Annotated in this window: 18 protein-coding genes; 7 read left to right on the top strand and 11 right to left on the bottom strand. The window is 63.3% G+C overall.

The features are described from left to right. The first annotated feature begins 285 nt into the window (after positions 1-285). Positions 286-5,010, top strand: coding sequence for a glutamate synthase large subunit (gene gltB / locus AC27VQ_RS07250; protein WP_488715765.1), 4,725 nt, complete (start codon positions 286-288; stop codon positions 5,008-5,010). 136 nt (positions 5,011-5,146) lie between these two features. Continuing rightward, positions 5,147-6,604 (top strand): glutamate synthase subunit beta, encoded by a 1,458-nt coding sequence (locus AC27VQ_RS07255; protein WP_488715766.1) that lies wholly within the window; start codon positions 5,147-5,149, stop codon positions 6,602-6,604. A gap of 66 nt (positions 6,605-6,670) precedes the next feature. Here the strand turns inward: AC27VQ_RS07255 and AC27VQ_RS07260 are convergent, their stop codons facing one another. Both AC27VQ_RS07260 and AC27VQ_RS07265 read right to left on the bottom strand, forming a co-directional pair. Further along, positions 6,671-7,636: a calcium-binding protein gene (locus AC27VQ_RS07260; RefSeq protein WP_488715767.1), complete on the bottom strand. Its 966-nt coding sequence runs from the start codon at positions 7,634-7,636 to the stop codon at positions 6,671-6,673. Between the two features lie 45 nt (positions 7,637-7,681). Beyond that, a complete protein-coding gene (locus AC27VQ_RS07265; protein WP_488715768.1) occupies positions 7,682-7,945 on the bottom strand; it encodes a PepSY domain-containing protein in 264 nt (87 codons plus the stop codon). 111 nt (positions 7,946-8,056) lie between these two features. Here AC27VQ_RS07265 and AC27VQ_RS07270 point away from each other — a divergent pair, with 111 nt between their 5' ends. From AC27VQ_RS07270 to AC27VQ_RS07280, 3 genes are read left to right on the top strand one after another with little or no spacing between them, the layout of a single operon-like run. Further along, complete coding sequence (locus AC27VQ_RS07270; RefSeq protein WP_313521918.1) at positions 8,057-8,401, top strand: PepSY domain-containing protein; 345 nt, start codon at positions 8,057-8,059, stop codon at positions 8,399-8,401. Next, entirely contained in the window at positions 8,401-9,066 is a 666-nt protein-coding gene (locus AC27VQ_RS07275) for a response regulator transcription factor (protein ID WP_313521920.1), read from the top strand. The genes AC27VQ_RS07270 and AC27VQ_RS07275 overlap by 1 nt, the downstream gene beginning before the upstream one ends. Beyond that, positions 9,063-10,406: a sensor histidine kinase gene (locus tag AC27VQ_RS07280; protein WP_488715769.1), complete on the top strand. Its 1,344-nt coding sequence runs from the start codon at positions 9,063-9,065 to the stop codon at positions 10,404-10,406. The genes AC27VQ_RS07275 and AC27VQ_RS07280 overlap by 4 nt, the downstream gene beginning before the upstream one ends. A 2-nt stretch (positions 10,407-10,408) precedes the next feature. On the opposite strand, the gene AC27VQ_RS07285 is transcribed toward AC27VQ_RS07280, so the two are convergent. Both AC27VQ_RS07285 and AC27VQ_RS07290 read right to left on the bottom strand, forming a co-directional pair. Then, a complete protein-coding gene (locus tag AC27VQ_RS07285) occupies positions 10,409-11,548 on the bottom strand; it encodes an SGNH/GDSL hydrolase family protein (RefSeq protein WP_488715869.1) in 1,140 nt (379 codons plus the stop codon). Between the two features lie 139 nt (positions 11,549-11,687). Further along, the gene (locus tag AC27VQ_RS07290; RefSeq protein ID WP_313521926.1) at positions 11,688-12,908 is read right to left on the bottom strand and encodes a lytic murein transglycosylase; all 1,221 of its coding nucleotides are present in this window, start codon (positions 12,906-12,908) and stop codon (positions 11,688-11,690) included. A gap of 201 nt (positions 12,909-13,109) precedes the next feature. On the opposite strand from AC27VQ_RS07290, the gene galU reads away from it, so the two are divergent. After that, on the top strand, positions 13,110-13,997 hold the full coding sequence (galU, locus tag AC27VQ_RS07295; protein ID WP_313521928.1) for a UTP--glucose-1-phosphate uridylyltransferase GalU: 888 nt from the start codon (positions 13,110-13,112) through the stop codon (positions 13,995-13,997). On the opposite strand, the gene AC27VQ_RS07300 is transcribed toward galU, so the two are convergent. Further along, complete coding sequence (locus AC27VQ_RS07300) at positions 13,998-15,470, bottom strand: outer membrane beta-barrel protein (RefSeq protein WP_488715770.1); 1,473 nt, start codon at positions 15,468-15,470, stop codon at positions 13,998-14,000. 166 nt (positions 15,471-15,636) lie between these two features. Here AC27VQ_RS07300 and AC27VQ_RS07305 point away from each other — a divergent pair, with 166 nt between their 5' ends. Continuing rightward, the gene (locus tag AC27VQ_RS07305) at positions 15,637-16,632 is read left to right on the top strand and encodes a KpsF/GutQ family sugar-phosphate isomerase (RefSeq protein WP_313521932.1); all 996 of its coding nucleotides are present in this window, start codon (positions 15,637-15,639) and stop codon (positions 16,630-16,632) included. 6 nt (positions 16,633-16,638) lie between these two features. On the opposite strand, the gene AC27VQ_RS07310 is transcribed toward AC27VQ_RS07305, so the two are convergent. From AC27VQ_RS07310 to AC27VQ_RS07335, 6 genes are all read right to left on the bottom strand, one after another. After that, positions 16,639-17,097: an NfeD family protein gene (locus AC27VQ_RS07310; RefSeq protein ID WP_488715771.1), complete on the bottom strand. Its 459-nt coding sequence runs from the start codon at positions 17,095-17,097 to the stop codon at positions 16,639-16,641. A gap of 2 nt (positions 17,098-17,099) precedes the next feature. Further along, a complete protein-coding gene (locus tag AC27VQ_RS07315; RefSeq protein WP_488715870.1) occupies positions 17,100-18,131 on the bottom strand; it encodes an SPFH domain-containing protein in 1,032 nt (343 codons plus the stop codon). 106 nt (positions 18,132-18,237) lie between these two features. Further along, positions 18,238-19,269 (bottom strand): ferrochelatase, encoded by a 1,032-nt coding sequence (hemH, locus tag AC27VQ_RS07320; protein WP_488715772.1) that lies wholly within the window; start codon positions 19,267-19,269, stop codon positions 18,238-18,240. A gap of 151 nt (positions 19,270-19,420) precedes the next feature. Then, positions 19,421-21,397, bottom strand: coding sequence for a 5'-nucleotidase C-terminal domain-containing protein (locus AC27VQ_RS07325; protein WP_488715773.1), 1,977 nt, complete (start codon positions 21,395-21,397; stop codon positions 19,421-19,423). A 210-nt stretch (positions 21,398-21,607) separates the two neighbouring features. Then, positions 21,608-21,979: an outer membrane lipoprotein Omp10 gene (gene omp10 / locus AC27VQ_RS07330; RefSeq protein ID WP_488715774.1), complete on the bottom strand. Its 372-nt coding sequence runs from the start codon at positions 21,977-21,979 to the stop codon at positions 21,608-21,610. 170 nt (positions 21,980-22,149) lie between these two features. Further along, complete coding sequence (locus AC27VQ_RS07335) at positions 22,150-23,601, bottom strand: homospermidine synthase (protein WP_488715775.1); 1,452 nt, start codon at positions 23,599-23,601, stop codon at positions 22,150-22,152. Between the last annotated feature and the right edge of the window lie 125 nt (positions 23,602-23,726).

The following is a 23,726-nucleotide window of genomic DNA, read 5'->3' on the forward strand; positions in this document are numbered from 1 at the left end:
TAGGACTCGTGAAATAGGACAGGGCTCCTGTCCTATTTCGGTCAAAAGACCGAAACGGCGCCGTCTTGCAGGGATGCGGTTGCGCTGGAAATGGCCCGGACGGGAGCGCACGCCGCACCGTTCGACGCCGGGATGGTCCGATGATCGTTATCTGGTCGGCTGTCCGTTCGGCTGGATCAGGCTCAGGAAGAATGCGCTCGGTGACGGGCTTGCCGGAAGGCAGGCGGCAGTCACACGGGCGAAAACGAATGTCCGCAGGATGCGGGCCCCACAGGAGGGACGACGATGATGGAGAAGACCCAAGCATATGATTTGCGGCAGACCCGGGCGCAGACGACTGCGACGGGCGCCAAAACGCGCGCTTCCGCTCCGGGCCTGCCGAAAAAACAGGGACTCTATGATCCGCGCAATGAACACGATGCCTGCGGCGTCGGTTTCGTGGCGCATCTGAAAGGCAAGAAGTCGCACCAGATCGTCAAGGACGGGCTTTTCATGCTCGAAAACCTGACGCATCGCGGCGCCGTCGGCGCAGATCCGCTGATGGGTGACGGTGCAGGCATCCTTGTGCAGATTCCGGACCGTTTCTTCCGCGAGGAGATGGCAAAGCAGGGCATCACCCTGCCGAAGGCGGGCGAATATGCCGTCGGCCACATCTTCATGCCGCAGGATGAGACGCTCGTCGACTATTTCAAGAAGGTCATCGGAGATGTCGTCGCTGAAGAGGGGCAGGTCCTCATTGGCTTCCGCGACGTGCCGGTCGACAATTCCTCGCTGTCCAAGGCGCCGGAGATTGCCGCCACCGAACCGCGTCACGTTCAGGTCTTCGTCGGCGCGGGCCGCAATGCCGCGACGAACGGCGAGTTCGAGCGCCGCCTCTTCACGCTGCGCAAGGTGATCTCCAACCGCATTTACGACGAATACGAGGGCGAAGAGAGCAACTTCTATCCCGTCTCTCTCTCCTCGACGACCATCGTCTACAAGGGCATGTTCCTCGCCTATCAGGTCGGCGCCTATTATAAGGACCTCGCGGACCCGCGCTTCGAGTCCGCCGTCGCTCTCGTGCACCAGCGCTTCTCGACCAACACCTTCCCGTCGTGGAAGCTCGCGCATCCGTACCGCATGGTGGCCCATAACGGCGAGATCAACACGCTTCGCGGCAACGTCAACTGGATGGCAGCCCGCCAGGCCTCCGTCTCCTCGCCGCTGTTCGGCGAGGACATCACCAAGCTCTGGCCGATCTCCTACGAGGGCCAGTCGGATACGGCCTGTTTCGACAACGCGCTCGAATTTTTGGTGCGCGGCGGCTATTCCATGGCGCATGCGGTTATGATGCTGATCCCCGAAGCCTGGGCCGGCAACCAGCTGATGAGCCCCGAGCGGAAGGCGTTCTACGAATACCACGCCGCCCTGATGGAGCCGTGGGACGGCCCGGCCGCCGTCGCCTTCACCGACGGTCGCCAGATCGGCGCGACGCTCGACCGCAACGGTCTGCGCCCGGCCCGCTATCTCGTCACCGACGACGACCGCGTCATCCTCGCTTCCGAAGCCGGCACGCTGCCGGTCAAGGAAGAGAGCATCATCAAGAAGTGGCGCCTCCAGCCCGGCAAGATGCTGCTCATCGACATGGAAGAGGGCCGCATCATCTCCGATGAGGAGGTGAAGTCCGCGCTTGCCGAGAAGCACCCCTATCGTGACTGGCTCGACAACACCCAGATCATTCTGGAAGACCTCGGCCCGGTCGAGCCGCGGGCGCTGCGCCGCGACGTCTCGCTGCGCGACCGCCAGCAGGCCTTCGGTTATACCCAGGAAGACACCCGGCTGCTGATGTCGCCCATGGCGACGACGGGGCAGGAGGCGATTGGCTCCATGGGTACGGACACGCCGATCTCGGCCATGTCCGACAAAACCAAGCTGCTCTACACCTATTTCAAGCAGAACTTCGCGCAGGTGACGAACCCGCCCATCGACCCGATCCGCGAGGAACTGGTCATGAGCCTCGTCTCCTTCATCGGCCCGCGCCCGAACATCCTTGACCATGGCGGTGCCGCCAAGGCCAAGCGCATGGAAGTGCGCCAGCCGATCCTGACCAATGGCGACTTGGAGAAGATCCGCTCCATCGGCCATGTCGAGGACCGTTTCGACACCAAGACGCTCGACTTCACCTATGACGTCTCGCGCGGTGCGGAAAGCATGCCGGAAATGCTGGACCGCCTCTGCGAGCGCGCCGAGCAGGCCGTCGGCAGCGGCTACAACATCATCGTGCTCTCCGACCGCCAGATCGGCCCGGATCGCGTGGCGATTCCGGCGCTGCTGGCGACCGCCGCCGTGCATCACCACCTGATCCGCAAGGGTCTGCGCACCTCGGTCGGCCTCGTCGTCGAGACCGGCGAGCCGCGCGAAGTGCACCATTTCTGCCTTCTCGCCGGCTACGGCGCGGAAGCGATTAACCCCTATCTCGCCTTCGACACGCTCACCGACATGCACAAGCGCGGCGAGTTCCCGAAGGAGGTGGATTCGGAAGAAATCGTCTATCGCTATATCAAGGCGATCGGGAAGGGCATCCTGAAGGTCATGTCCAAGATGGGCATATCGACCTACCAGTCCTATTGCGGCGCGCAGATCTTCGACGCCATCGGCCTGTCGTCCGAGCTGGTCGACAAGTTCTTCTTCGGCACGGCGACGACCATCGAGGGCATCGGCCTCGATGCGATCGCGCAGGAGACCTTCAACCGCCACAAGGCCGCCTTCGGCCGTGATCCGCTGCTCGCCAACACGCTCGATATCGGTGGCGAATATGCCTATCGCATGCGGGGCGAAGAACATGCCTGGACGCCTGACGTCATCGCCTCGCTGCAGCATGCCGTTCGCGGCAACGCGGCGGACCGCTACAAGGAATTCGCCGAGCTGGTGAATGCCTCGTCGCTGCGCATGAACACGATCCGCGGCCTGTTCTCGATCAAGGGCGCGGAAGCGGCCGGCCGCAAGCCTGTCAGCATCGACGAGGTCGAGCCGGCGGTCGATATCGTCAAGCGCTTCTCGACGGGCGCCATGTCTTTCGGCTCGATTTCCCGCGAGGCGCACACGACGCTGGCCGTCGCCATGAACCGGATCGGCGGCAAGTCGAACACCGGCGAGGGCGGCGAGGAAGCCGACCGTTATCTGCCGCTGCCGGATGGTTCCTCGAACCCCGAACGGTCGGCGATCAAGCAAGTCGCGTCGGGCCGCTTCGGTGTGACGACGGAATATCTCGTCAATGCGGACATGCTGCAGATCAAGGTCGCGCAGGGCGCCAAGCCCGGCGAAGGCGGCCAGCTGCCCGGCCACAAGGTGGATGCGACGGTCGCCAAGACCCGTCACTCCACACCGGGCGTCGGCCTCATCTCGCCGCCGCCGCACCATGACATCTACTCGATCGAAGACCTGGCGCAGCTGATCTACGATCTGAAGAACGTCAACCCGGAAGCCGATATCTCGGTCAAGCTCGTCTCGGAAGTCGGCGTCGGCACGGTTGCCGCCGGTGTCGCCAAGGCGCGCGCCGACCATATCACGATCGCCGGCTTCGATGGTGGCACGGGCGCCTCGCCGCTCACTTCGCTGAAGCATGCCGGCTCCCCCTGGGAAATCGGCCTTGCCGAGACACATCAGACGCTCGTGCTCAACAAGCTGCGCTCGCGCATCGCCTTGCAGGTCGACGGCGGCCTGAAGACCGGCCGCGACGTCGTCATCGGCGCGCTGCTCGGTGCCGACGAGTTCGGCTTCGCGACGGCTCCGCTGATTGCGGCCGGCTGCATCATGATGCGCAAGTGCCATCTCAACACCTGTCCGGTCGGCGTTGCGACGCAGGATCCGGTCCTGCGCAAGCGCTTCAAGGGCACGCCCGAGCATGTCATCAACTACTTCTTCTTCGTGGCCGAAGAGGTGCGCGAAATCCTGGCCTCGCTCGGCGTGCGCTCGCTGAACGAGATCATCGGCGCCTCGGAACTGCTCGAGAAGGAGACGATGATCTCGCACTGGAAGGCCAACGGCCTCGATTTCTCCCGCATCTTCCACAAGGTCGATGCGCCGAAGGAAGCGACCTATTGGACCGAGCGCCAGAACCACCCGATTCAGGACGTTCTCGACCGCAAGCTCATCGAAGAGGCAAAACCCGCGCTGGAATCGAAGACGCCCGTCGCCTTCGAGGTCGACATCAAGAACGTCGACCGCTCGGCCGGCGCGATGCTGTCGGGCGAGGTTGCCAAGCGCTACGGCTTCAAGGGCCTGAAGGACGACACGATCTCCGTGAAGCTGCACGGTACGGCGGGCCAGTCCTTCGGCGCGTTCCTGGCGCGCGGCATCACCTTCGATCTGGTGGGCGCGGGCAACGACTATGTCGGCAAGGGCCTGTCGGGTGGCCGCATCGTCGTGCGTCCGCCGGAAGGCAACCGCGCGGTGCCGCATGAATCGATCATCGTCGGCAACACGGTGCTCTACGGTGCGATCTCCGGCGAGTGCTACTTCAACGGCGTGGCCGGCGAGCGTTTCGCCGTGCGCAACTCCGGTGCGGTGGCTGTCGTCGAGGGCGTGGGCGACCACGGCTGCGAATACATGACGGGCGGCGTCGTCGTCGTCATCGGCCAGACCGGCCGCAACTTCGCGGCCGGCATGTCGGGCGGCGTCGCCTATGTGCTGGACGAGGCCGGCGATTTCGCCCGCCGCTGCAACATGGCGATGGTCGAGCTCGAGCCGGTGCCGGAAGAGGACGACATGCTGGAGAAGCTGCACCACCATGGTGGCGACCTCATGCACAAGGGCATGGTCGACGTGTCCGACGACATGACGCGCCACGATGAGGAGCGGCTCTACCAGCTGGTCTCGAACCATCTGCACTATACGGGCTCGCCGCGGGCCAAGGAGATCCTCGACCAATGGGCCGAGTATCGTCCGAAATTCCGCAAGGTGATGCCGGTCGAGTACCGCCGCGCGCTCGAAGAGATGGAGCGCATGAGGATGGGGATCGCTGCCGAATAAGGTGGCGGTCCACCTCTCTTCACTGACCGGCTGCGCGACGGCGACATCCGGATCGAATTCATCTTAACCGGCGCGACAGCGGAGCTGCGCACCGGTCCGGGGCCGCGAGGCACCGTCTTGAGCAAGGATTATTGACGTGGGCAAGGTTACTGGTTTCATGGAAATCGACCGGCAGGTGGCGAAGTATCAGCCGGCTTCCGACCGCATCCGCCATTTCCGCGAATTCACCATCCCGATGTCGGACCCCGAGGTCCAGAAGCAGGCCGCGCGCTGCATGGACTGCGGCATTCCCTATTGCCACGGCCCGACCGGGTGTCCGGTGCACAACCAGATCCCGGACTGGAACGATCTCGTCTACAACGGCAACTGGGAAGACGCGATCCGTAACCTGCATTCGACCAACAACTTCCCGGAATTCACCGGCCGCGTCTGCCCCGCCCCTTGCGAGGAGGCCTGCACGCTGAACCTCGAGGATGCGCCGGTCTCCATCAAGACCGTCGAGCAGGCGATCGCCGACAAGGCCTATGAGATGGGCTATATCGTGCCGCAGCCGGCGACGGTGAAGACCGGCAAGAAGGTCGCGGTCATCGGTTCCGGCCCCGCCGGCATGGCAGCTGCCCAGCAGCTCGCCCGCGCCGGCCATGAAGTGCATGTCTACGAGCGCGAATCCAAGGCCGGCGGCCTGCTGCGCTACGGCATTCCGGACTTCAAGATGGAGAAGAACTTCATCGACCGCCGTGTCGACCAGATGCGCGGCGAAGGCGTGACCTTCCACTACGGCGTTAATGTCGGCGTCGACAAGCCGATGGCGGAGATGCTCGCCGAGCACGACGCCGTGCTCTATTGCGGCGGCTCGGAAACCCCGCGTGACGCCGGCATTCCCGGTGTTGATTTCGCCGGCGTGCATGATGCCATGCCCTATCTCGTGCAGCAGAACCGCCGCGTCGGCCGCGAGAACATCGACAGCGTCGGCTGGCCGTCCGAGCCGATCGTCGCCGGTGGCAAGCACATCGTCGTCGTCGGCGGTGGCGATACGGCGTCGGACTGCGTCGGCACGGCGTTCCGCCAGGGTGCGGTGAAGGTCACGCAGCTCGACATCCGCCCGCAGCCGCCGGAAAAGGAAGACAAGCTCGCCGTCTGGCCGTTCTGGGCGACCAAAATGCGCACCTCCTCCTCGCAGGCCGAAGGTGCCGTGCGTGAATTCCAGGTCGGCACGCTCGAATTCGTCGGCGACGAGGACGGCGTCCTGACCGGCGTGAAGTGCTGCCAGGTGGATGATCGCCGCAAGCCGATCGCCGGCACGGAGTTCATCATCAAGGCCGACCTCGCCTTCATCGCCATCGGCTTCCGCGGCCCCTTCACCGACAGTGTGCTGAAGGACCTCGGCGACAAGCTTGCGATCAACACCGACAAGCGCGGTTCGTCCAATGTCATCGCCAACGACCGCGACTACAAGACCTCGGTCGACAAGCTCTGGACGGCCGGCGACGTGCGCCGCGGCCAGTCGCTCGTCGTCTGGGCGATCCGCGAGGGCCGTCAGGCCGCACGCGCCATCGACGAAGCCCTGATGGGCGCGACCACGCTGCCGCGCTGAGCCGCTCAAAACATGAAAGAGCGCGCCGGGAAACCGGCGCGCTCTTTTGTTTTGCGAAGCGTATCCTCAGACGAAGAGGAAGTCCGAGGCCGAGAGTTCTGAGAACTTGGTATCTTCGAGGCGCAGTTCGTGCTTGCCGAAGTCGAGTACGAGATCCTGGCCGCCATCGGCCGTGCGGGCGAATTTCGAGAGGTCGGCGAAGCTCGACGCGCCGAGCGACTTGGCGATCTCGATATTGTCGTAGCCGGCCTTGAAGTCGTCGATCTCGGTCTTGCCTTTCGCGAAGACGAAGGTGTCGCGACCGGCGCCGCCTTCGAGCTCGTTGACGCCGGAGCCGCCGTTGAGGCGGTCATTGCCGGCGCCACCTTCCAGCTCATCATTGCCGGCACCACCCGACAGATAGTCGTTGCCCGTGCCGCCATCGAGCTCGTCATGGCCGTTGCCGCCATAGAGCTTGTCGTTGCCGCTGTCGCCGTTCAGCTTGTCGTTGCCGTCGAGGCCGTAGATCTTGTCGTTGCCGGCGCCGCCGGAGATCGTGTTGGCCTTGGCGTTGCCGGTCAGCGTGTCATGGCCCGAAAGCGGATCCTTCGGTTCCGCCGTGTCGACGTTCTGGAAGGCGAAGTGGCTGGCCTTCAGGCTGGACAGCTTGGTATCTTCAAGCGTCAGCGTGTTGCCCTTGCCGAAGTCGAAACGCACGTCCTCGCCGCCGTCGACCACCTTGGCGGTCTTCATCAGGTCGGCGAAGGACTTGATGCCGAGCTTGGTGTCGATGACGATCTTGTCGTCACGGGTGGAGAAGTCGTCGATCTCGTCGCGGCCGCTGGAGAAGACGAAGGTGTCGCGGCCCACACCGCCGGTCAGCTCGTCATTGCCCGTGCCGCCCTGCAGCCAGTCATTGCCGGTGCCGCCGTTCAAATCGTCGTCGCCGCCGAAGCCGAACAGCTTGTCGTTGCCGGCATAGCCGTAGATATCGTCAGCCGTGGACTTGCCCTTGAGCGTGTTGGCAGTGGAGGTTCCGGTGATCTTAGCCATGAGAATTATCCTTTTCGAATGATGGTCTGGGGAAGGGGAGAGGGATCAGTGCTTGCGCTCGAGGCGCAGGATTTCGCCGGTGACGCCGTCGATCTTGGCTTCGCTGACGATGTTCTTGGGGTCGATTACGGTCGCCTCGAAATGGCCGTCGTCCATCTCGATCTCACGGATCGCATAGCCCCTGGCGGAGAGGTCGGTGACCACCTGTTCCAGCGTCTTGCGGGCAGGCGCGGTCTCGGCGGAAGCAGGGGCGGCAACGGCGAGGCCGAGGAGGCTTGCGGCGAGAAGGCCGATCGTTCTGATACGCATTGGCAGGTCCTTTCCTTTGCTGTCGGAAAAGGGTTTCGCATGCGGCGCCTGTTGCTTGCCTGACAGCGCCTGTCAGCGAATTGTCAGCTTCGTCAGCGTATGAAAGAGCCCATGATCAAGAAGCTCCTTTCCCCCCTCCCGACGGCTCTCGTCTTCCTGCTCGCCTTCTCGCTGGCACCCTCCATCGGCGCGCCTGCGAACGATGGCGATGACGACGATGATGCGCTGGAGCATGAACAGGCCCGCCAGGCGCTTGAACAGGGGCTGGTGCGGCCGCTGGAGGAGATCATCGCGGAGGCGCGCAAGCACGTTCAGGGCGATCTGATCGAAGTGGAGCTTGAGCGCGAGGACGGGCGCTATATATACGAACTGGAGTTCATCCAGCCCTCCGGCCAGATCGTCGAGCTTCAGCTCGATGCCAAGTCGATGGCGATCATCGAGGACAATGCCGACTGATGCGCCTGCTACTCGTCGAGGATGATGCCCGCATCGCGGCCGACATTTCCACCGTGCTGACGGGTGCCGGCTACACGGTCGAGATCGCGTCCGATGGCGAGAATGCCTGGTTCCTCGGGGATACCGAGGATTACGATCTCATCGTGCTGGATCTCGGTTTGCCGGGTTTGGACGGCATGTCGGTTCTGAAGCGCTGGCGCGGCAATGGCCGCCACATGCCCGTGCTGGTGCTGACGGCGCGCGGCAGCTGGGCCGAGCGCGTGGAAGGCATCGATGCGGGGGCTGACGACTACCTGCCGAAACCCTTCCAGTTCGAGGAACTGCTTGCCCGCGCCCGTGCGCTGATCCGCCGTTCCGTCGGTCATGGCGCAGCGACCATCGCCGTCGGGCCGCTGTCGATCGATACGCGCGCCATGCGCGTCAGCGTCAACGGCGTGCCGCAGGCGCTGACGCCGCTCGAATACCGTCTTGTCAGCTATCTCGGACACCACCGTGACCGCATCGTGCCGCCGACCGAATTGCAGGAGCATCTCTACGGCGATGATTTTTCGCGGGATGCCAATGCGCTGGAGGCGCTCGTCGCAAGGCTGCGCAAGAAACTCGGCGCGGTGGCGATCGGCACGCGCCGCGGCTTTGGCTACTATATGGGTGAAAACGCACCATGACGCGGCGCTCGCTGCGCCTGCGGCTTGCCCTCGCGGGGGCTGCTTCCATCATCGCCGCCCTCGTGGCGGCTTTCTTCGTTCTTTCCACCCTGTTCGAGCGGCATGTGGAGCGGCGCATCGCCTCCGAGTTGGTGCTGCATCTCAACCAGATCATTGCCGGCATCGCCGAGCAGCCAGGCTCGGCGCTCGTGCTCGCCGCGCCACCGGTCGATCCCCGCTTCGACCGTCCGCTCTCGGGCCTCTACTGGCAGATCGAGAGTGACGGAAAACGCCTGCGCTCACGCTCGCTCTGGGACGACGTGCTGACGATGCCGGATATCGCCGCGGGTGTCGTGCATATGGAAACCGTGCCGGGGCCGGGGGGCGTGATGCTGCTTCTGGTGGAGCGCGAGGTCGTGACGCCGGCGCAGGCCGGCGCAAAACCGATGCGGGTCGCGGTCGCCATCGACCGGAGCGACATTTCCCGCGCGACCGATGAATTCGAGGGTGACCTGCTGCCCTATCTCCAGGTGCTTGCTACGCTGCTTCTGGCTGCGAGCTTCGTGCAGATATTCGTCGGCCTGCGCCCCCTGACAACGCTGACGGCACGCCTTTCCGCAATCCGTGCAGGCAAGGCGGAAAGGCTCGGCCGCGACTTTCCGGACGAGGTTCTGCCGCTGACGGGGGAGGTGGATGCGCTGCTTCAATCGCGGGAAAACCAGTTGCGCAAGGCCCGCGAGCGGGCAGCCGACCTGGCGCATGGTTTCAAGACGCCGCTGCAAATCCTCTCCGGCGATGTGCTGCGGCTGCGCGAAAGGGGGGAGGAGGCGGTGGCGCGCGATATCGAGGCGATCATCCTGCGCATGCGCCGCCATGTCGACCATGAAATGGCGCGGGCCCGGCAGGCCGAGCGAAGCCACCCGACCCGCAGCGATCTCGGCCGCGTCGCCGCGCAGGTCGTCAGCGTCATCGCGCGCACGCCGGCAGGCCGCGATCTCGACTGGCAGCAGGAGATCGAGCCCGGCCTCGTGCTGCGCATGGATGCGGAGGACCTTGCGGAAGTTCTCGGCAGCCTTGCCGAAAATGCCGCCCGCTACGCCCGCACCACGGTCAGCATTTCCGGCCGGGCCGAGGGCGGGGCGGCGTTCATAGAGGTCAGCGACGACGGTCCCGGCATACCGGACAGCGAAATCGGGTTCGTGCTGAAACGTGGCGGACGGCTCGACACGACCAGCGAAGGCGCGGGGCTTGGGCTCGCCATCGCCGAGAGTTTTGTCGAGGAAGCGAACGGCACGCTCGTCCTCGAAAACCGCAATCCCGGCCTCTGCGCCCGGATCACGTTGCCGCGGATCGTTGCCTGAACTTAGGGTGTCGCGGTTTTTTTCATCTGGAAATCATCGACGCGGCCGAGCGGCGCATCGGCGATCTCGCCCTTTTCGATCAGCTTTTCGCGCAGGCTCTTGCCGTTGCCTTTGACGACGGTGCCGCCGAGCAGCGCCGTGCCGCTGTCAAGTGCGGGATCGGCAAGGCCGATGGGTTGGGTCTTGGTGATTTCCGTGTCTTCGGTCGCGGGGGTCGCGACGATGAGGTCCTTGAGGTCGCCCTGCTGGCTGACGCCGCTTACGGCATCGCCGAGCACGCGGCGGATTTCCTTCTCCACATAGAAGGCGAGCTTGCGCTTGCCGGCCTTGGTGAAATTGATGCCGTCGGAACCGCGCAGACGCACCTGCTGGCCGTTGATGTCAGAGCCTGATGTGACGAACTTGCCGTTCTCGTCGACGAAACCGTCCCAGATGTCGATGAACTCGCCGCCCGCCTTTTCCACGCCAGCGCGGTAGAGGTTGTTCAACGTCGTCATGTCGGCGGTCTGGGCGGAGGATTGGAAGGCCGGCATGCCGATCCATAAGAGCGGCTTGCTGTCCTTGCGCACGAGGCCTGCAATCCGGTCCACGCGCGCTTCATACTCCTTCGTCCAGGCCTCGGAGCGGAACTTCTCCTTCTGGCCGGCGACGCTCATCGACTGACGGTCGTTTGCGCCCATGCTGACGACGACCAGGGCAGGTTTCGTTTCGGACAGGAGGGTGGGCAGCGTATGGGGCCAGTCGTAATAGTCCTCGCGCACGATGCCGGAGGAACCGTTCGTGCGGCGCTCGACGATGATGCCGGGCGTGGCCTCGAAGGCGGCGATCAGGCCTTCACCGAGACTGCCGGCGATGAAATCCCCAACGACCAGCACGACCTTGGCGTCGGGCAACTTTTCGATGGCCGCCGGCTGAGGTGTTGTTGCGACGGCGGCAGGCTGTTTTTTCTTGCGGTTGACGGTGCGCGGCTTCTTGATTTGCGGCTCGGGCTCGATATCCCGCTGTTTCGGCGTGCCGAAAAGCAGCTGAAGGATCGACTTGCGCTGGACGCGCTCCTGGGCGCTCGCAGGCACGATCGGCGTCATCACGCTTGCCACAAGGGCAAAAGCGAGACTGAGGCGCACAATCCGGGTCGTCAGCATGCTCATCGCGAAAACTCTTTCGTCTGCACCACGATCCTGCCGGAGCGCGGTGGCGGCATGATGGCAAAAGCCGCCGGCAAGAGGAAGCGCCAGAACGCAAAAGGGGCGCCGAAGCGCCCCGATTTCGTTTTGCCGGGATTTATCGGCGCAGAACCTTCAGGAGCTTCTGGCTCGGTTCGCCATCGGCATCCATGCCCATGCGGTTTTGAAAGGACTGGATTGCGGCCTTGGAACCGGAGCCGAAATTGCCGTCGACCTCGCCTTCATAATAGCCGAGTTCCTTGAGGCGCGTCTGCAGCTCGAACTTTTCCGTCATGTCGAGCGTGCCGTCCGGGCGTGGCCAGCGCTGCTTGACGCCGCCATAACCGGCGATCTGGTCGGCCAGCATGCCCACGCCCATGGCGTAGGAATCCGACGCATTGTAGCGCTTGATGACGAAGAAGTTCTTGGTCATCAGGAAGCCCGGTCCGCCGTTTGCCGGCAGTTTCAGCTCGGCGCGGTCGGTGCCGTTCTTGAAGCCGCTGCCGTTAGGACGCAGGAAGCCGAGCTTAGCCCATTGGGCAAGCGATTTGGTCTGGCCGGAATATTTGCTGCCGCCATCGGGCACGACGATCTCGTAACCCCAGGTCTTGCCGCCCTGCCAGCCGTTCTTTGCAAGCAGATTGGCCGCCGTCGCCAGTGCGTCCGGCACGGAATTCCAGATATCGCGATGACCGTTGCCGTCGGCGTCGACTGCATAGAGCAGGTAGCTCGTCGGGATGAACTGGGTGTGGCCCATGGCGCCGGCCCAGGAGCCGGTCATATCGCCGGCATCGATATCGCCGCGCTGGATGATTTTCAGCGCCGCGACCAGTTGCGTGCGGGCATATTTCGAGCGCTTCTTGTCGGCATAGGCGAGTGTCGCCAGTGCGCGCGGCACATAGTGCAGTCGGTCGTCTTTCTTCAAGACGGCGCCGTAGTTCGATTCCATCGACCAGATGGCGAGCAGGATATTGCGGTCGACGCCGAAATGGCGCTCCAGCGCGGCAAGGGTGCGGCCGTGCTTGGCGGCCATTTCCTGGCCGATGCGCACCGTATAGGGATTGACGCGCGAATCGAGGTAATCCCAGATCGTGTGCTTGAATTCCGGCTGGTAGGCAGCCTTTTCGAGCACCTCGGGATCGGGCGTCTTCACGCCGGAAAAGGCGCGCTGGTAGGTCGATTTGCTGATGCCGGCATCCGATGCCGTCTGGTAGAAATCGGCGATCCATTTCTGGAAGCGGGCGTCGGCGCGGGCGGCCGTCGCCTGGGCGAAAAGCCCGGCCGAGAGGAGCAGGGTAAGCGCAGATCGGCGCAGAACGGTCTTCAGATTCTGTGTCATCGGCTGTCGTGTCCGTTTCTCAAATTTCGGTACGATGGCGCGGAACCACCGGCTGAACGCAAAACTTATAAAAACGAAGTCAACAAATTCTTTACCATCAAACTTTTGTCCCGTCTCTCTTTGCAAAAAAATAGCAATTCGATTCTAATCCCAAACATATGGACCCCGGCCATGACGGCAACGGGCTCGAAGAGGTGAAGAATGTCGCAGACACGTAAGGTTCGCAAAGCAGTGTTTCCAGTGGCCGGCCTCGGCACGCGCTTCCTCCCGGCCACCAAGGCCGTGCCGAAGGAGATGCTGACCGTCGTGGACAAGCCGGTCATCCAGTACGTCGTCGACGAGGCATTGGACGCCGGCATCGAACACCTCATCTTCGTCACCGGGCGCTCCAAAGCGGTCATCGAGGACTATTTCGACATCCAGGTCGAGCTCGAGCAGACGCTGCGCCAGCGCAACAAGACCGCCGAGCTGACGCTGCTCGAAAGCATCCTGCCGGTCGCTGGCTCGACGAGCTTCACCCGTCAGCAGGAGCCGCTCGGCCTTGGCCACGCCGTCTGGTGCGCGCGTGAACTGGTGGGCAACGAGCCCTTCGCGCTGCTTCTGCCCGATATGATCATGAAGGCCGAGAAGGGCTGCATGAAGGGCATGGTCGAACTCTTCGAGCACAGCGGCGCGAATGTCATTGCCGTCGAGGAATGTGCGCCCGACCAGGCGCACAAATACGGCATCGTCGGTGTCGGCGAGAAGGTGGGCGATGGTTTCGCCATCACCAAGATGGTCGAGAAGCCGGCACCGGGCACGGCGCCGTCCAACTTCTTCATCAACGGTCGCTACATTCTTCAGCCGGAAATTTTCCCGATCCTCGCCAACCAGGAGCGCGGCGCCGGCAACGAGATCCAGCTGACGGACGCCATGGTGAAACTTGCGAACGACCAGCAGTTCGCCGCCTATCACTTCCGCGGCGAGACCTATGACTGCGGCGCCAAGGATGGCTTCATCCTCGCCAACATCGCCTTCGCGCTGGCGCGCGCCGATATCCGCCCGTCGGTGGAAGGCCCGCTCAGAGAGCTCGTCGCCGGACTGAAGTAATCAGCGGCGCAGTGTCAGGCCGATGCCGGCGCGCGTGACGCCGGTGTCGGATGCCCGCGCCTGGCGCGTCAGTTCATAGGAGACGTCGCCGGTCATCGCCAGCCAGCGGTTGATGTTCCAGGTCAGGCCCGTGCCAACCAGATAGATGTTCTGGTCGGTGCCGAGCGCTTCCGGGAGGTTGCGCCACGTATAAGCACCGCTCAAGCGGGCGACGAGATTGTCGCGTAGTTCGTGGGTCAGTTCGGCATTCGCGGCATAGCTGACATAGCCGCTCTGGCCGCCGGTGGTGGAGGGTTCGATCTGCGTCTGCAAGCCGAGCCTCAGGTCCGTGCCGCGCTGCGGTGACCAGAAGACGGAGCCGTCGACCGTCAGCGCGCGAATCGCGTCAAGGCGGTTGTCGTCGAACGAGGCCTGTTCGTAACCGACGCCGAGATCGCCGCGTAGTTTTTCTCCGAGGTCCACTTCCACCCCGGCCCGGCCGCCAAGCGTCGTGGCGGAGCGTTCGTAGCCGAGCGAATCCCTCTTGTCGTCATAGAACGAGCGTCCGACGGACGCTTCGAGGTAGGGGATGAGGGCGGGTGAAAGCTCGTAGCCGACACGGCCGGTCACGGTCGCCTCGGTATAGTTGCGATCGGAAAGATCAAGCTTGCTGCCGTCGCCGAGCGTCGCCGAACCGTAGGTGCGGCGTTGGATCTGCGTGCCGAGCGTGCCGCGGATGAGGCCGAAATCGCGTGTGACACGCGCGCCGCCGGTCAAAGTCTGTAGACCGGACTGGACGCTCGCGCCATCGACGGCATTGGGATCGCTCGAGCTTTCGCGCTCGAAAGCGTATCCGCCGGTAATGTTGGCGATCGTGTCGTCGCTGAGATCGAGCCGGAGGTCGCCATTGATGCGGACCTGCGGTTCGGTTTCCCCGGTGCCGCTGAGATTGCGCTGGTAGATGCCCTCGGCATCGATGGTCAGCTGGTGGCGGGACCAGTCCGAGGTCAGCGAGCCCCTTATGCTGGTCTGCGAGAAAGTGCGGTTCGTCGATGTGTTGCCGGAGCGGTTGCGCTCAAAGCCGAGGCCCTGCGTCAGGGAGGGTTTCAGCACGAATGTGCCGAGCCTGATGCCGGTTGGCTCATAGGGGTCGTCGGCGGTGCGGCTGCGCAGATCGTCGACAGATCCTTCCGCCAGGTTCAGCCGTTCGGATTCAGGCCCCGTGCGGCGGATCGCACCGGTCACGTCCTCATCGGCAATCGCGGCCTGCTGGTCGGCGGAGAGGATGGGCGTGGTCGCGCCGGTCGTCGCGTCCGTTGCGGTCGCCGTCTGGCCGGTGGTGCCGGTCTGTGTTCGGAGAGGCTCGCCGAAGGTCGTGGTGTCCGTGCCGGTCGCATCCTGGGCAAGGGCGGGTGTCGTCGCGAGCATCGTCCCGGCGAGCAGAAGCCCGGCCAGACGCCGCGACGGGCGGGGCAGGCGTGCCCCGCGATCCATTCTGTTTGCCTCTGCCATGATTGCGGCCTGCGATCTTTCCGAATTTCCTAAGCGAACGTAAACCGTCGTGGTTAACGCTTGGTTGATGTTAGCGGATTCACACGCCGTAACGCCGTGCCTTCATTCGTGCATGGACAATGACAGGCAAAGGAGATAACGAGGCCGCATGATCAAAAGACAGGCAAACGTTGACGGCGACGGCGCTATCGCCTCCGCAATTCGGACCGTTGAGACGGAAAAGGCCGGGCTCGTCGCCCTTTCGGCCGCACTCCAAGGGGGGCTCTACGATGCGTTCTCCGAGGCTGTGCGCCTGATCGGCGACATCAGCGGTCGTGTCGTTGTCACGGGTATTGGAAAGTCTGGCCATATCGGCGCGAAGATCGCGGCGACCTTCGCCTCGACCGGCACGCCCTCCTTCTTCGTGCATCCCGTCGAAGCCAATCACGGCGACCTCGGCATGATCGCGCGCGACGATGTCATCATTGCCATGTCCTGGAGTGGCGAAAGTGCCGAGCTTCAAGGCATCATCAACTATTCGCGCCGCTTCCAGATTCCGCTGATCGCCATCACCTCGGGTGAGCGCTCGGCCCTGGCGCGCGAGGCGGATACGCTTCTGTTGCTGCCGAAGGAACAGGAAGCTTGCCCGCACGGCCTCGCGCCGACGACGTCCACGCTGATGCAGCTGGCGCTCGGCGATGCGCTCGCCGTTGCGCTTCTCGAAGCGCGCGGCTTCACCGCGACCGATTTCAAGACCTTCCATCCCGGCGGCAAGCTGGGGGCAAGCCTTTCGCATGTCGGCGATATCATGCACAGCGGTGAGAATATGCCGCTGGTTGGCCTTGGCACCTCGATGCAGGATGCCGTCATGACGCTCGCGCAGAAGCGCTACGGCTGCGTCGGCGTCGTCAATGACGAGGGCATCCTCGTCGGCATCGTCACGGACGGCGATATCGCCCGCAACCTGACGCGCAACCTTGCCGAACTCGATGTCGATGACTTGATGACGCGCAATCCGAAAACGGTGAAGCCCTCGACGCTGGCGACATCGGCGCTCGGCCTGCTCAACCAGTACAACATTTCCGCGCTGATCGTGACCGACGAGACCTTCCGCCCCGTCGGCGTCGTGCACTTCCACGATCTGCTCCGGATCGGCGTCGCCTGATCGCTATCAGACCTGTTCGACGTTAAGATCACGGCCGTTGCTGGCCGTGACGCGTACACGCGCGCCGATCGGCAGGTCCGGTCCCTGAACGCTCCACATCGTGTCATCGAGACGGATACGGCCGCGCCCTTCGGCGATCGGCTGCTCCAGCGTCGCCGTACGGCCGACGAGGCTCTGGCCGCGCTGGTTGAGATACGGCTGGTCGGAGGACCGACCGCGCGCATTGACGATGCGCCGACCGACGAGGGCCGCAGCGAGCGACAGGACGGCGAAGATCAGCCACTGCACCTGCCAGGTCCAGAACGCACTCTCCCACAGGATCAGCGAAAGCGCGCCGGTGACGATCGCCGCGATGCCGATCCAGACGAGGAAGACGCCGGGCATCATGACTTCGAGGATCAGGAGCACGATCCCGAGCACCCACCAGGCCCAGGGGCCGAGTTCCGTGACGATGCGCTGGATCATGCTCACGTTCCCTGCGGCGGCGTGTCGAACGGGTTGCGGAAGGCGGGCGTCGAGGCAGTGTTGGTGGTTGCCGGCGTTGCCTGCCTCACGCGCGGCGTGTTGATAGCCTGTGCAGAGCCGCCGTCGCCGAAGACTTCGCGCGCGATGGCACCGATACCGCCCAGCGAGCCGACCAGCGCGGAGGCTTCCATCGGCATCAGCACGATCTTCGAGTTCGGCGCCTTGCCGATCGCGGCCATGGCTTCGGTGTATTTCTGCGCGACGAAGTAGTTGATCGCCTGCACATTGCCGGCGGCGATGGCTTCCGACACCATCCTCGTTGCCTTGGCTTCGGCTTCCGCAAGGCGCTCGCGGGCTTCGGCGTCGCGGAAGGCGGCCTCGCGCTGGCCTTCGGCCTCAAGGATGGCAGACTGCTTGGCGCCTTCGGCGCGCAGGATTTGCGCATTGCGCGCACCTTCGGCTTCCAGCACCTGCGCGCGCTTTTCACGCTCGGCCTTCATCTGCCGGCCCATCGAATCGACGAGATCCTTCGGCGGCGCGATGTCCTTGATCTCGACGCGGGTGATCTTGATGCCCCACGGATTGGCGGCTTCATCGACGACGCGCAAAAGCTTGTCGTTGATCACGTCGCGGTTGGACAGAAGCTCGTCGAGGTCCATCGAGCCCATGACCGAGCGGATATTGGTCATGGTGAGATTGAGGATGGCGTTTTGCAGATTGGCGACCTGATAGGCTGCCTGGGCGGGATTGAGGATCTGGTAGAAGGCGACGCCGTCTGCCGAAACGCTGGCGTTGTCTCGGGTGATGACCTCCTGCGTCGGGATGTCCAGCACCTGCTCCATGACGTTCATCTTGGCGCCGATGCGGTCAATGAAGGGGATGATCAGATTGAGGCCGGGTTCCAGCGTGCGTGTATAGCGGCCGAAGCGCTCCACCGTATACTGGTAGCCCTGCGGAATGGTCTTGATCCCGGCGAAGAGGATGAGGATGACAAGCACCACAAGCGCGATGACGACGATATCCAGTCCGGCCAGTTCCATATTCTTTCTCCCCAACAAACAACAATGCGGCGCGGCGCCACTTTAAGGAATACGGCCCGCGACGCCAGTCTATTTGGACGGGAGAAGGATTTATCCCGGATCAGATCCAGCCGGAAAGCTCGCGCCTGATAACTTTCTCCAGAACGGCCATGCCCTCGGGTGTGTCGTTCAGACAGGGAATATGAGCGAATTTCTCGCCGCCATTGTGCAGGAAGCTTTCGGCCGCCTGCTCGGCGATCTCTTCCAGCGTTTCCAGGCAATCGGAGACGAAGCCGGGATTGAGCACCGCGATGCGCTTGATGCCGTCCTGCGCAAGTTTTTCGACCGTCTTGTCCGTATACGGCTGCAGCCACTCTTCCGGCCCGAAGCGGGACTGGAAGGTGATCATCAGCTTCTCCTCAGACCAGCCGAGCCGCTCGCGCAGCAGGCGTGCGGTCTTCTGGCACTGACAGTAATAGGGGTCGCCCTTGTCGAAATAGCTCTGCGGAATGCCGTGGAAGGAGGTCAGGACGCGCTCCGGCTCCCAGTCGAGTGTCGCCAGATGCTTTTCGATCGAGACGGCGAGCGCGTCGATATAGGTCGGGTCGTCGTGATAGGGCGGCACGGTGCGCAGCGCCGGCTGCCAGCGCTGCTTGAGCAGGAATTCGAAGGCCTTGTCGTTGACGGTCGCCGTCGTCGCTGCCGCATATTGCGGATAGAGCGGGAAGACCAGGATGCGTTCGCAACCCTGCTTCTGGAGGTATTCCATGCGCGAGGCGATGGAAGGCTGGCCGTAGCGCATCGCCCAGTCGACGACGACGTGGCTGTGCTCGGCAAGCGAGGCCGCCATCAACTCGGCCTGGCTGCGGGTATAGGTGCGCAGGTAGCTCTCGTTTCTGTCCTTGTTCCAGATCGTCTCGTATGCCTTGCCCACCTTGCCGGGCCGCGTGTTGAGCACGATGCCGAACAGGATCGGATACCAGGCGATCTTCGGCCATTCGATGACGCGCTTGTCCGTCAGGAATTCCTTCAGGTAGCGGCGCATGGATGTGTAGTCGGTACCATCGGGCGTGCCGAGATTGACGAGCAGGACGCCGACCTTGCCGTGCTTGACGGGCGGATGGCTGGCGGGCTTGGCGGTGATGTCCTGCATGTTTCGGTCCTGTGCGTGCGGTTGGCGTTCGGTGTTCTTATACGCGGCGGAGGGCCGTCCGGTTCGGAATGGTTCTAAAAAGAAATGCCGGTCCGGGATAGCCCGGACCGGCAGAAATAGTGGAGACAAATTGTCCTTATTTTGCGGGGCCCTATTTCGCCGGGATCGACAGTTCGTTGCCGACATGCAGTGCACGGGGACGCGGATTGCCGTTGGCCTCCGCGATCTTGCGCCACAGCGTGCCGTCACCATAGGCGGCCTTGGCGAGATCCCACAGCGTATCGCCACTGATGATGACATGCTTGCCGCCGGCCGTGGCGGCTGCCTCAGTCGTGGTCGCCGCCCCCTCGGTCGCCGACTTTGCGGTCGTGTCGGTTGCCGGCTTGGCTTCCGTCGTCGTTGCAGCGCTGGAAGTGGCATCACCGGTTGTTGCGGCCCCATCCGTCGACTTCGCAGCCGTTTCCGTCGAAGTTGCAGGCTTTGTCTCGGTGCTGGTTGCCGTATCGGCCGTTGCAGGTGCCGATGCGGCAACCTCCGTGATGCGACCATCCGTATAGGGCTTGTAAGGCTGATGCGCGGCGAGATAGTCGGCGACGACGAGCTCCAGGTTCGGGCCGAAATCATAGGCGTTCTGGCCGGATTTTGCAAAGACTGAATAGCCGTCACCGCCAGAGCGCATATAGTTATTGGAGACGACGCCGTAGGTCTTGGCCGGATCGAGCGGCACGAAGGCATCGCCCTCTTTCACCTCGACGGATACGACGCGGCTGCCGGCCGGCTTCGACTTGTCGAAAGAATATTTCAGGCCGGAGACCTGCGGAAAGCGGCCGGCGCCCTCCTCGATCTGGCTGAGACCGTTTTCAAGCGCGGCGACGAGGTCGGAGCCCTTGAGCTGGAAGGTTGCGACGGTGTTCTGGAAGGGCAGGACGGAGATCACCTCGCCCATCGAGACCGGGCCGCCATCGATGGAGGCGCGCAGGCCGCCGCCATTGGTGATGGCGATGGTGATGCCCTGATCCTTGGTGCGGTCGAGAATGGCGTCCGTCACGAGATTGCCCATGGCGCATTCGGCGGCGCGGCAGGTTTCGCGCGAGCCGTCGATCGGGGCTGAACTTTCGGCGACGATCTTGTTCTTCAGTTCCTCGATCGGGCCGGAAAGTTCCTTGATGCGGGCGAGCACGGCCTCATCCGGCTTGATCTTGGAATCGATCAGGATCGGCTCGCCGGAGGCTTCCTTCACCACGCCGGCATCGTCGAACACGACCTTCAGGTCGCCGAGATATTTCGTATAGGCGCCGGCCTGCACGACGGGCACCTTGTAGCCGCCGGGATTGTCGACCAGCGTCGGATAGGGGCCTTCCGCCTTGTCCGAGGTGTTGGAGAGGAAGGTGTTGGTGTGGCCACCGACCACCACGTCGACGTCCGGGATCTTGGCGATCGCTGCGAGATCGCGCGGATAGCCGACATGGGTGAGCGCGATGATCTTGTTGACGCCCTGCTTCTTCAATTCGCCGATGGCGGCGGTGATGTCGGCGACGTCGTCGCCGATCAGTACGTTCGGACCGGGCGAGGAGAGTTCCGCCGTGTCGTTGGCGACCGCGCCGACGATGCCGATCTTCTGGCCACCCTGGTCGAGCACGATGAAGGGTTTTATCCGGTCGCCGAGCTTCGAGCTGGCACCTGCGGCGACATTGGCCGTGACGACCGGGAACTGCACCTTGTCGAGGAAGGCGGCGAGACCGTCTTCGCTGTCGTCGAATTCATGGTTACCGACGGTCATGGCGTCGAACTTCATGAGATTGAGGAATTCCGCTTCCGCCGCCCCCTTGTAGGTCGTGTAGAAGAGCGAGCCCTGGAAATTGTCGCCGGCATTAAGGAGGAGCACGTTCTTGCCTGCAAGCGCCTGGCGCTGGGCATCGATCGCAGCCTTCAGGCGCGCCACGCCGCCGAAGCATTCGCCCTTGCCTTCCTCCTCGGCCGAGCAGGTTGAATCGAACTTGTTGATCGCCTCGATGCGCGAATGCAGGTCGTTGATGTGCAGGATGTTCAGCTCGTAGTCGGCGAGCGCCGAGCCGCTGGAGAGCGCGATGATGGAGGCGGCGAGAAAGCCGGATCGGAAAATCGTCATGGTCCTCATCTCCTTGTTTGTGCCTGCGCTGGAGAGCGCGGCAGGGGCCGTCCGTTTCTCCTTGGAGCGGAAACGGGACAGCCGGCCGAGAGGATGTTTTCACCGCTCGACGGCAACTTCAAGAGAAAAGAGGGGAAGCGAAACCGGGTGAGGCTTATCAGCTGAAACGAAAAAAGGGCCTTGCGGCCCTTTCGTTCTCGGACGAGCGCTTCACGCGCGGCGTGTGAGCGAAAACTGCGTGCCGCTCGCAGCGGTGCAGTTTAGCTGTGTTGTGCCAATCAGCGAGCAATTCACCTTCGAGGTCGTCTTGGAGATGTTCGAGAAGAGATTGATCTCAATCAGCCCGGAGGGCTGGGTCACATAAGTTCCGGAGGCCATGACGACATTGGTATCAGTCGTACGTGTCTGGAAGCTACCGGTATTGAAAGTCGACATCAGGCCGTTTGCGTCCATCCATGAACCCTCGACGCCCGTCTTTTGCGGCTGCTGGATCGGCGGCAGCTCACGCGGCGCGCGGTCGCTCTGGCAGGCGGAAAGGGCGACGGCGGCGGTCAGCAGGCTGAGGACTGTGATCGGCTTCATAGGGGTCTCCAGGGTCACGGCGGCAAACCGCCCGTCCAATTCGGCAAACCATGCCGCGAAGAGCCTGCGAAAGCAAGATACGCATGGTAGCGAACGGGCATTATCCCATTGAAAGCGAAGACGCCCGCGGTTCGGCCGCGGGCGTCTGGCATTCGGTTCTATAGGGCGGTTCAGCGAACGAGGATGTTCTTGAACTGCCACGGATCCTTCGTATCGAGGTCCTCAGGGAAGAGGCCCGGACGGCCGTCAAGCGGGGTCCAGTCGGTGTAGTGGCCTTCGACCGGGCCGAGATAGGGCGTCTGCACTTCCAGGCAGCGCTTGTAATCGACCTCGTCGGCCTCGACGATGCCGGCCTTCGGGTTTTCCAGCGCCCAGACCATGCCGGCGAGCACGGCGGAGGTTACCTGCAGGCCGGTCGCGTTCTGGTAGGGAGCGATGCGGCGGGTTTCTTCCAGCGACAGGCGCGAACCGTACCAGTAGGCGTTCTTGTCGTGGCCGTAGAGCAGCACGCCGAGTTCGTCGACGCCGTCGACCAGTTCGTTCTCGTCGAGCACGTGCAGCACCGGCTGCTGGTTGCCGCCGTTGCCGAACATTTCGTGCAGCGAAATCACGGCGTCATTGGCCGGATGATAGGCATAGTGGCAGGTCGGGCGGAAGGTAACGTGGCCGTCCTTGTCGCGCACCGTGAAGAAGTCGGCAATGGAGATCGACTCGTTGTGGGTGACGAGGAAGCCGTATTGCGGGCCAGGGGTCGGGCACCAGGAGCGCACGCGCGTGTTGGCGCCGGGCTGCTCGAGATAGATCGCGGCCTTGCAGCCCTTTTTGTGCTTCTTGGCGTTCTTCGGCATCCACTCTTCGTGTGTGCCCCAGCCGAGTTCGGCCGGCTGCAGGCCTTCCGAGATGAAGCCCTCGACCGACCAAGTGTTCCAGAAGGTGTTAAACGGCTTCGGGTTCTTGGTGCGCTGGGTGTCGCGCTCGGCGATGTGGATGCCCTTGACGCCGACCTTCTTCATCAGCTTCGCCCAGCCTTCGCGGTCGTCCTGCGCGGGCTCTTCGAACTTGATGTCGAGATCGTTGGCGAGGTTCAGGAGCGCCTGCTTGACGAACCAGGAGACCATGCCGGGATTGGCGCCGCAGGTCGAAACCGCCGTCGTGCCGCCCGGGTTCTTTTCCTTCTCCTTGCGCAGCGTTTCACGCAGCGCATAGTTCGTGCGGTCGGCGTTCTTCATGTCCTTGTCGAAATAGAAGCCGAGCCAGGGCTCGACGACCGTATCGATATAGAGGATGTCGAGCTTGCGGCACAGCTTCATCAGGTCGACGGAGCCGGTATCGACCGACAGGTTGACGCAGAAGCCCTGGCCTTCGCCTTCCGTGAGGAGCGGCTTCAGCAGCTCCTTGTAGTTGTCCTTGGTGACATGGGCCTTGATGTGGCGCACGCCATGGCGGGCGTAGATTTCGGCGTCGGCGGCGTCTTCGCGCGGCTCGATGACGATCAGCCGGTTCCGGTCGTACTTGAAGTGGCGCTCGATGAGCGGCAGCGTGCCACGCCCGATCGAACCGAAGCCGATCATCACGATCGGGCCGGTGATTTCGCCATGTACCGGATAGGTGCTGTCTGCCATTTGGGTCTCCTGCGGACGGCCGCTTTGCGCTAAAAATCGGGGGTTTGACGGCCCCATAGCATAATGGCAGCGCTAGAGCACAGATTTCTGTCACAATAAAGGGAAAGCGCGGTTTTCTGCCGCGA

This window comes from Shinella sp. 20P9.1.1 (genome assembly GCF_057798995.1).

Coding starts and splice junctions, on each gene's coding strand:
- AC27VQ_RS07300 (WP_488715770.1), bottom strand. CDS start 15,470: ATGGATCGCGGGGCACGCCTGCCCCGCCCGTCGCGGCGTCTGGCCGGG.
- AC27VQ_RS07325 (WP_488715773.1), bottom strand. CDS start 21,397: ATGACGATTTTCCGATCCGGCTTTCTCGCCGCCTCCATCATCGCGCTC.
- hemH (WP_488715772.1), bottom strand. CDS start 19,269: ATGCAGGACATCACCGCCAAGCCCGCCAGCCATCCGCCCGTCAAGCAC.
- AC27VQ_RS07280 (WP_488715769.1), top strand. CDS start 9,063: ATGACGCGGCGCTCGCTGCGCCTGCGGCTTGCCCTCGCGGGGGCTGCT.
- galU (WP_313521928.1), top strand. CDS start 13,110: ATGTCGCAGACACGTAAGGTTCGCAAAGCAGTGTTTCCAGTGGCCGGC.
- AC27VQ_RS07310 (WP_488715771.1), bottom strand. CDS start 17,097: ATGATCCAGCGCATCGTCACGGAACTCGGCCCCTGGGCCTGGTGGGTG.
- AC27VQ_RS07305 (WP_313521932.1), top strand. CDS start 15,637: ATGATCAAAAGACAGGCAAACGTTGACGGCGACGGCGCTATCGCCTCC.
- AC27VQ_RS07290 (WP_313521926.1), bottom strand. CDS start 12,908: ATGACACAGAATCTGAAGACCGTTCTGCGCCGATCTGCGCTTACCCTG.
- AC27VQ_RS07285 (WP_488715869.1), bottom strand. CDS start 11,548: ATGCTGACGACCCGGATTGTGCGCCTCAGTCTCGCTTTTGCCCTTGTG.
- AC27VQ_RS07275 (WP_313521920.1), top strand. CDS start 8,401: ATGCGCCTGCTACTCGTCGAGGATGATGCCCGCATCGCGGCCGACATT.
- omp10 (WP_488715774.1), bottom strand. CDS start 21,979: ATGAAGCCGATCACAGTCCTCAGCCTGCTGACCGCCGCCGTCGCCCTT.
- AC27VQ_RS07335 (WP_488715775.1), bottom strand. CDS start 23,601: ATGGCAGACAGCACCTATCCGGTACATGGCGAAATCACCGGCCCGATC.
- AC27VQ_RS07260 (WP_488715767.1), bottom strand. CDS start 7,636: ATGGCTAAGATCACCGGAACCTCCACTGCCAACACGCTCAAGGGCAAG.
- AC27VQ_RS07270 (WP_313521918.1), top strand. CDS start 8,057: ATGATCAAGAAGCTCCTTTCCCCCCTCCCGACGGCTCTCGTCTTCCTG.
- gltB (WP_488715765.1), top strand. CDS start 286: ATGATGGAGAAGACCCAAGCATATGATTTGCGGCAGACCCGGGCGCAG.
- AC27VQ_RS07265 (WP_488715768.1), bottom strand. CDS start 7,945: ATGCGTATCAGAACGATCGGCCTTCTCGCCGCAAGCCTCCTCGGCCTC.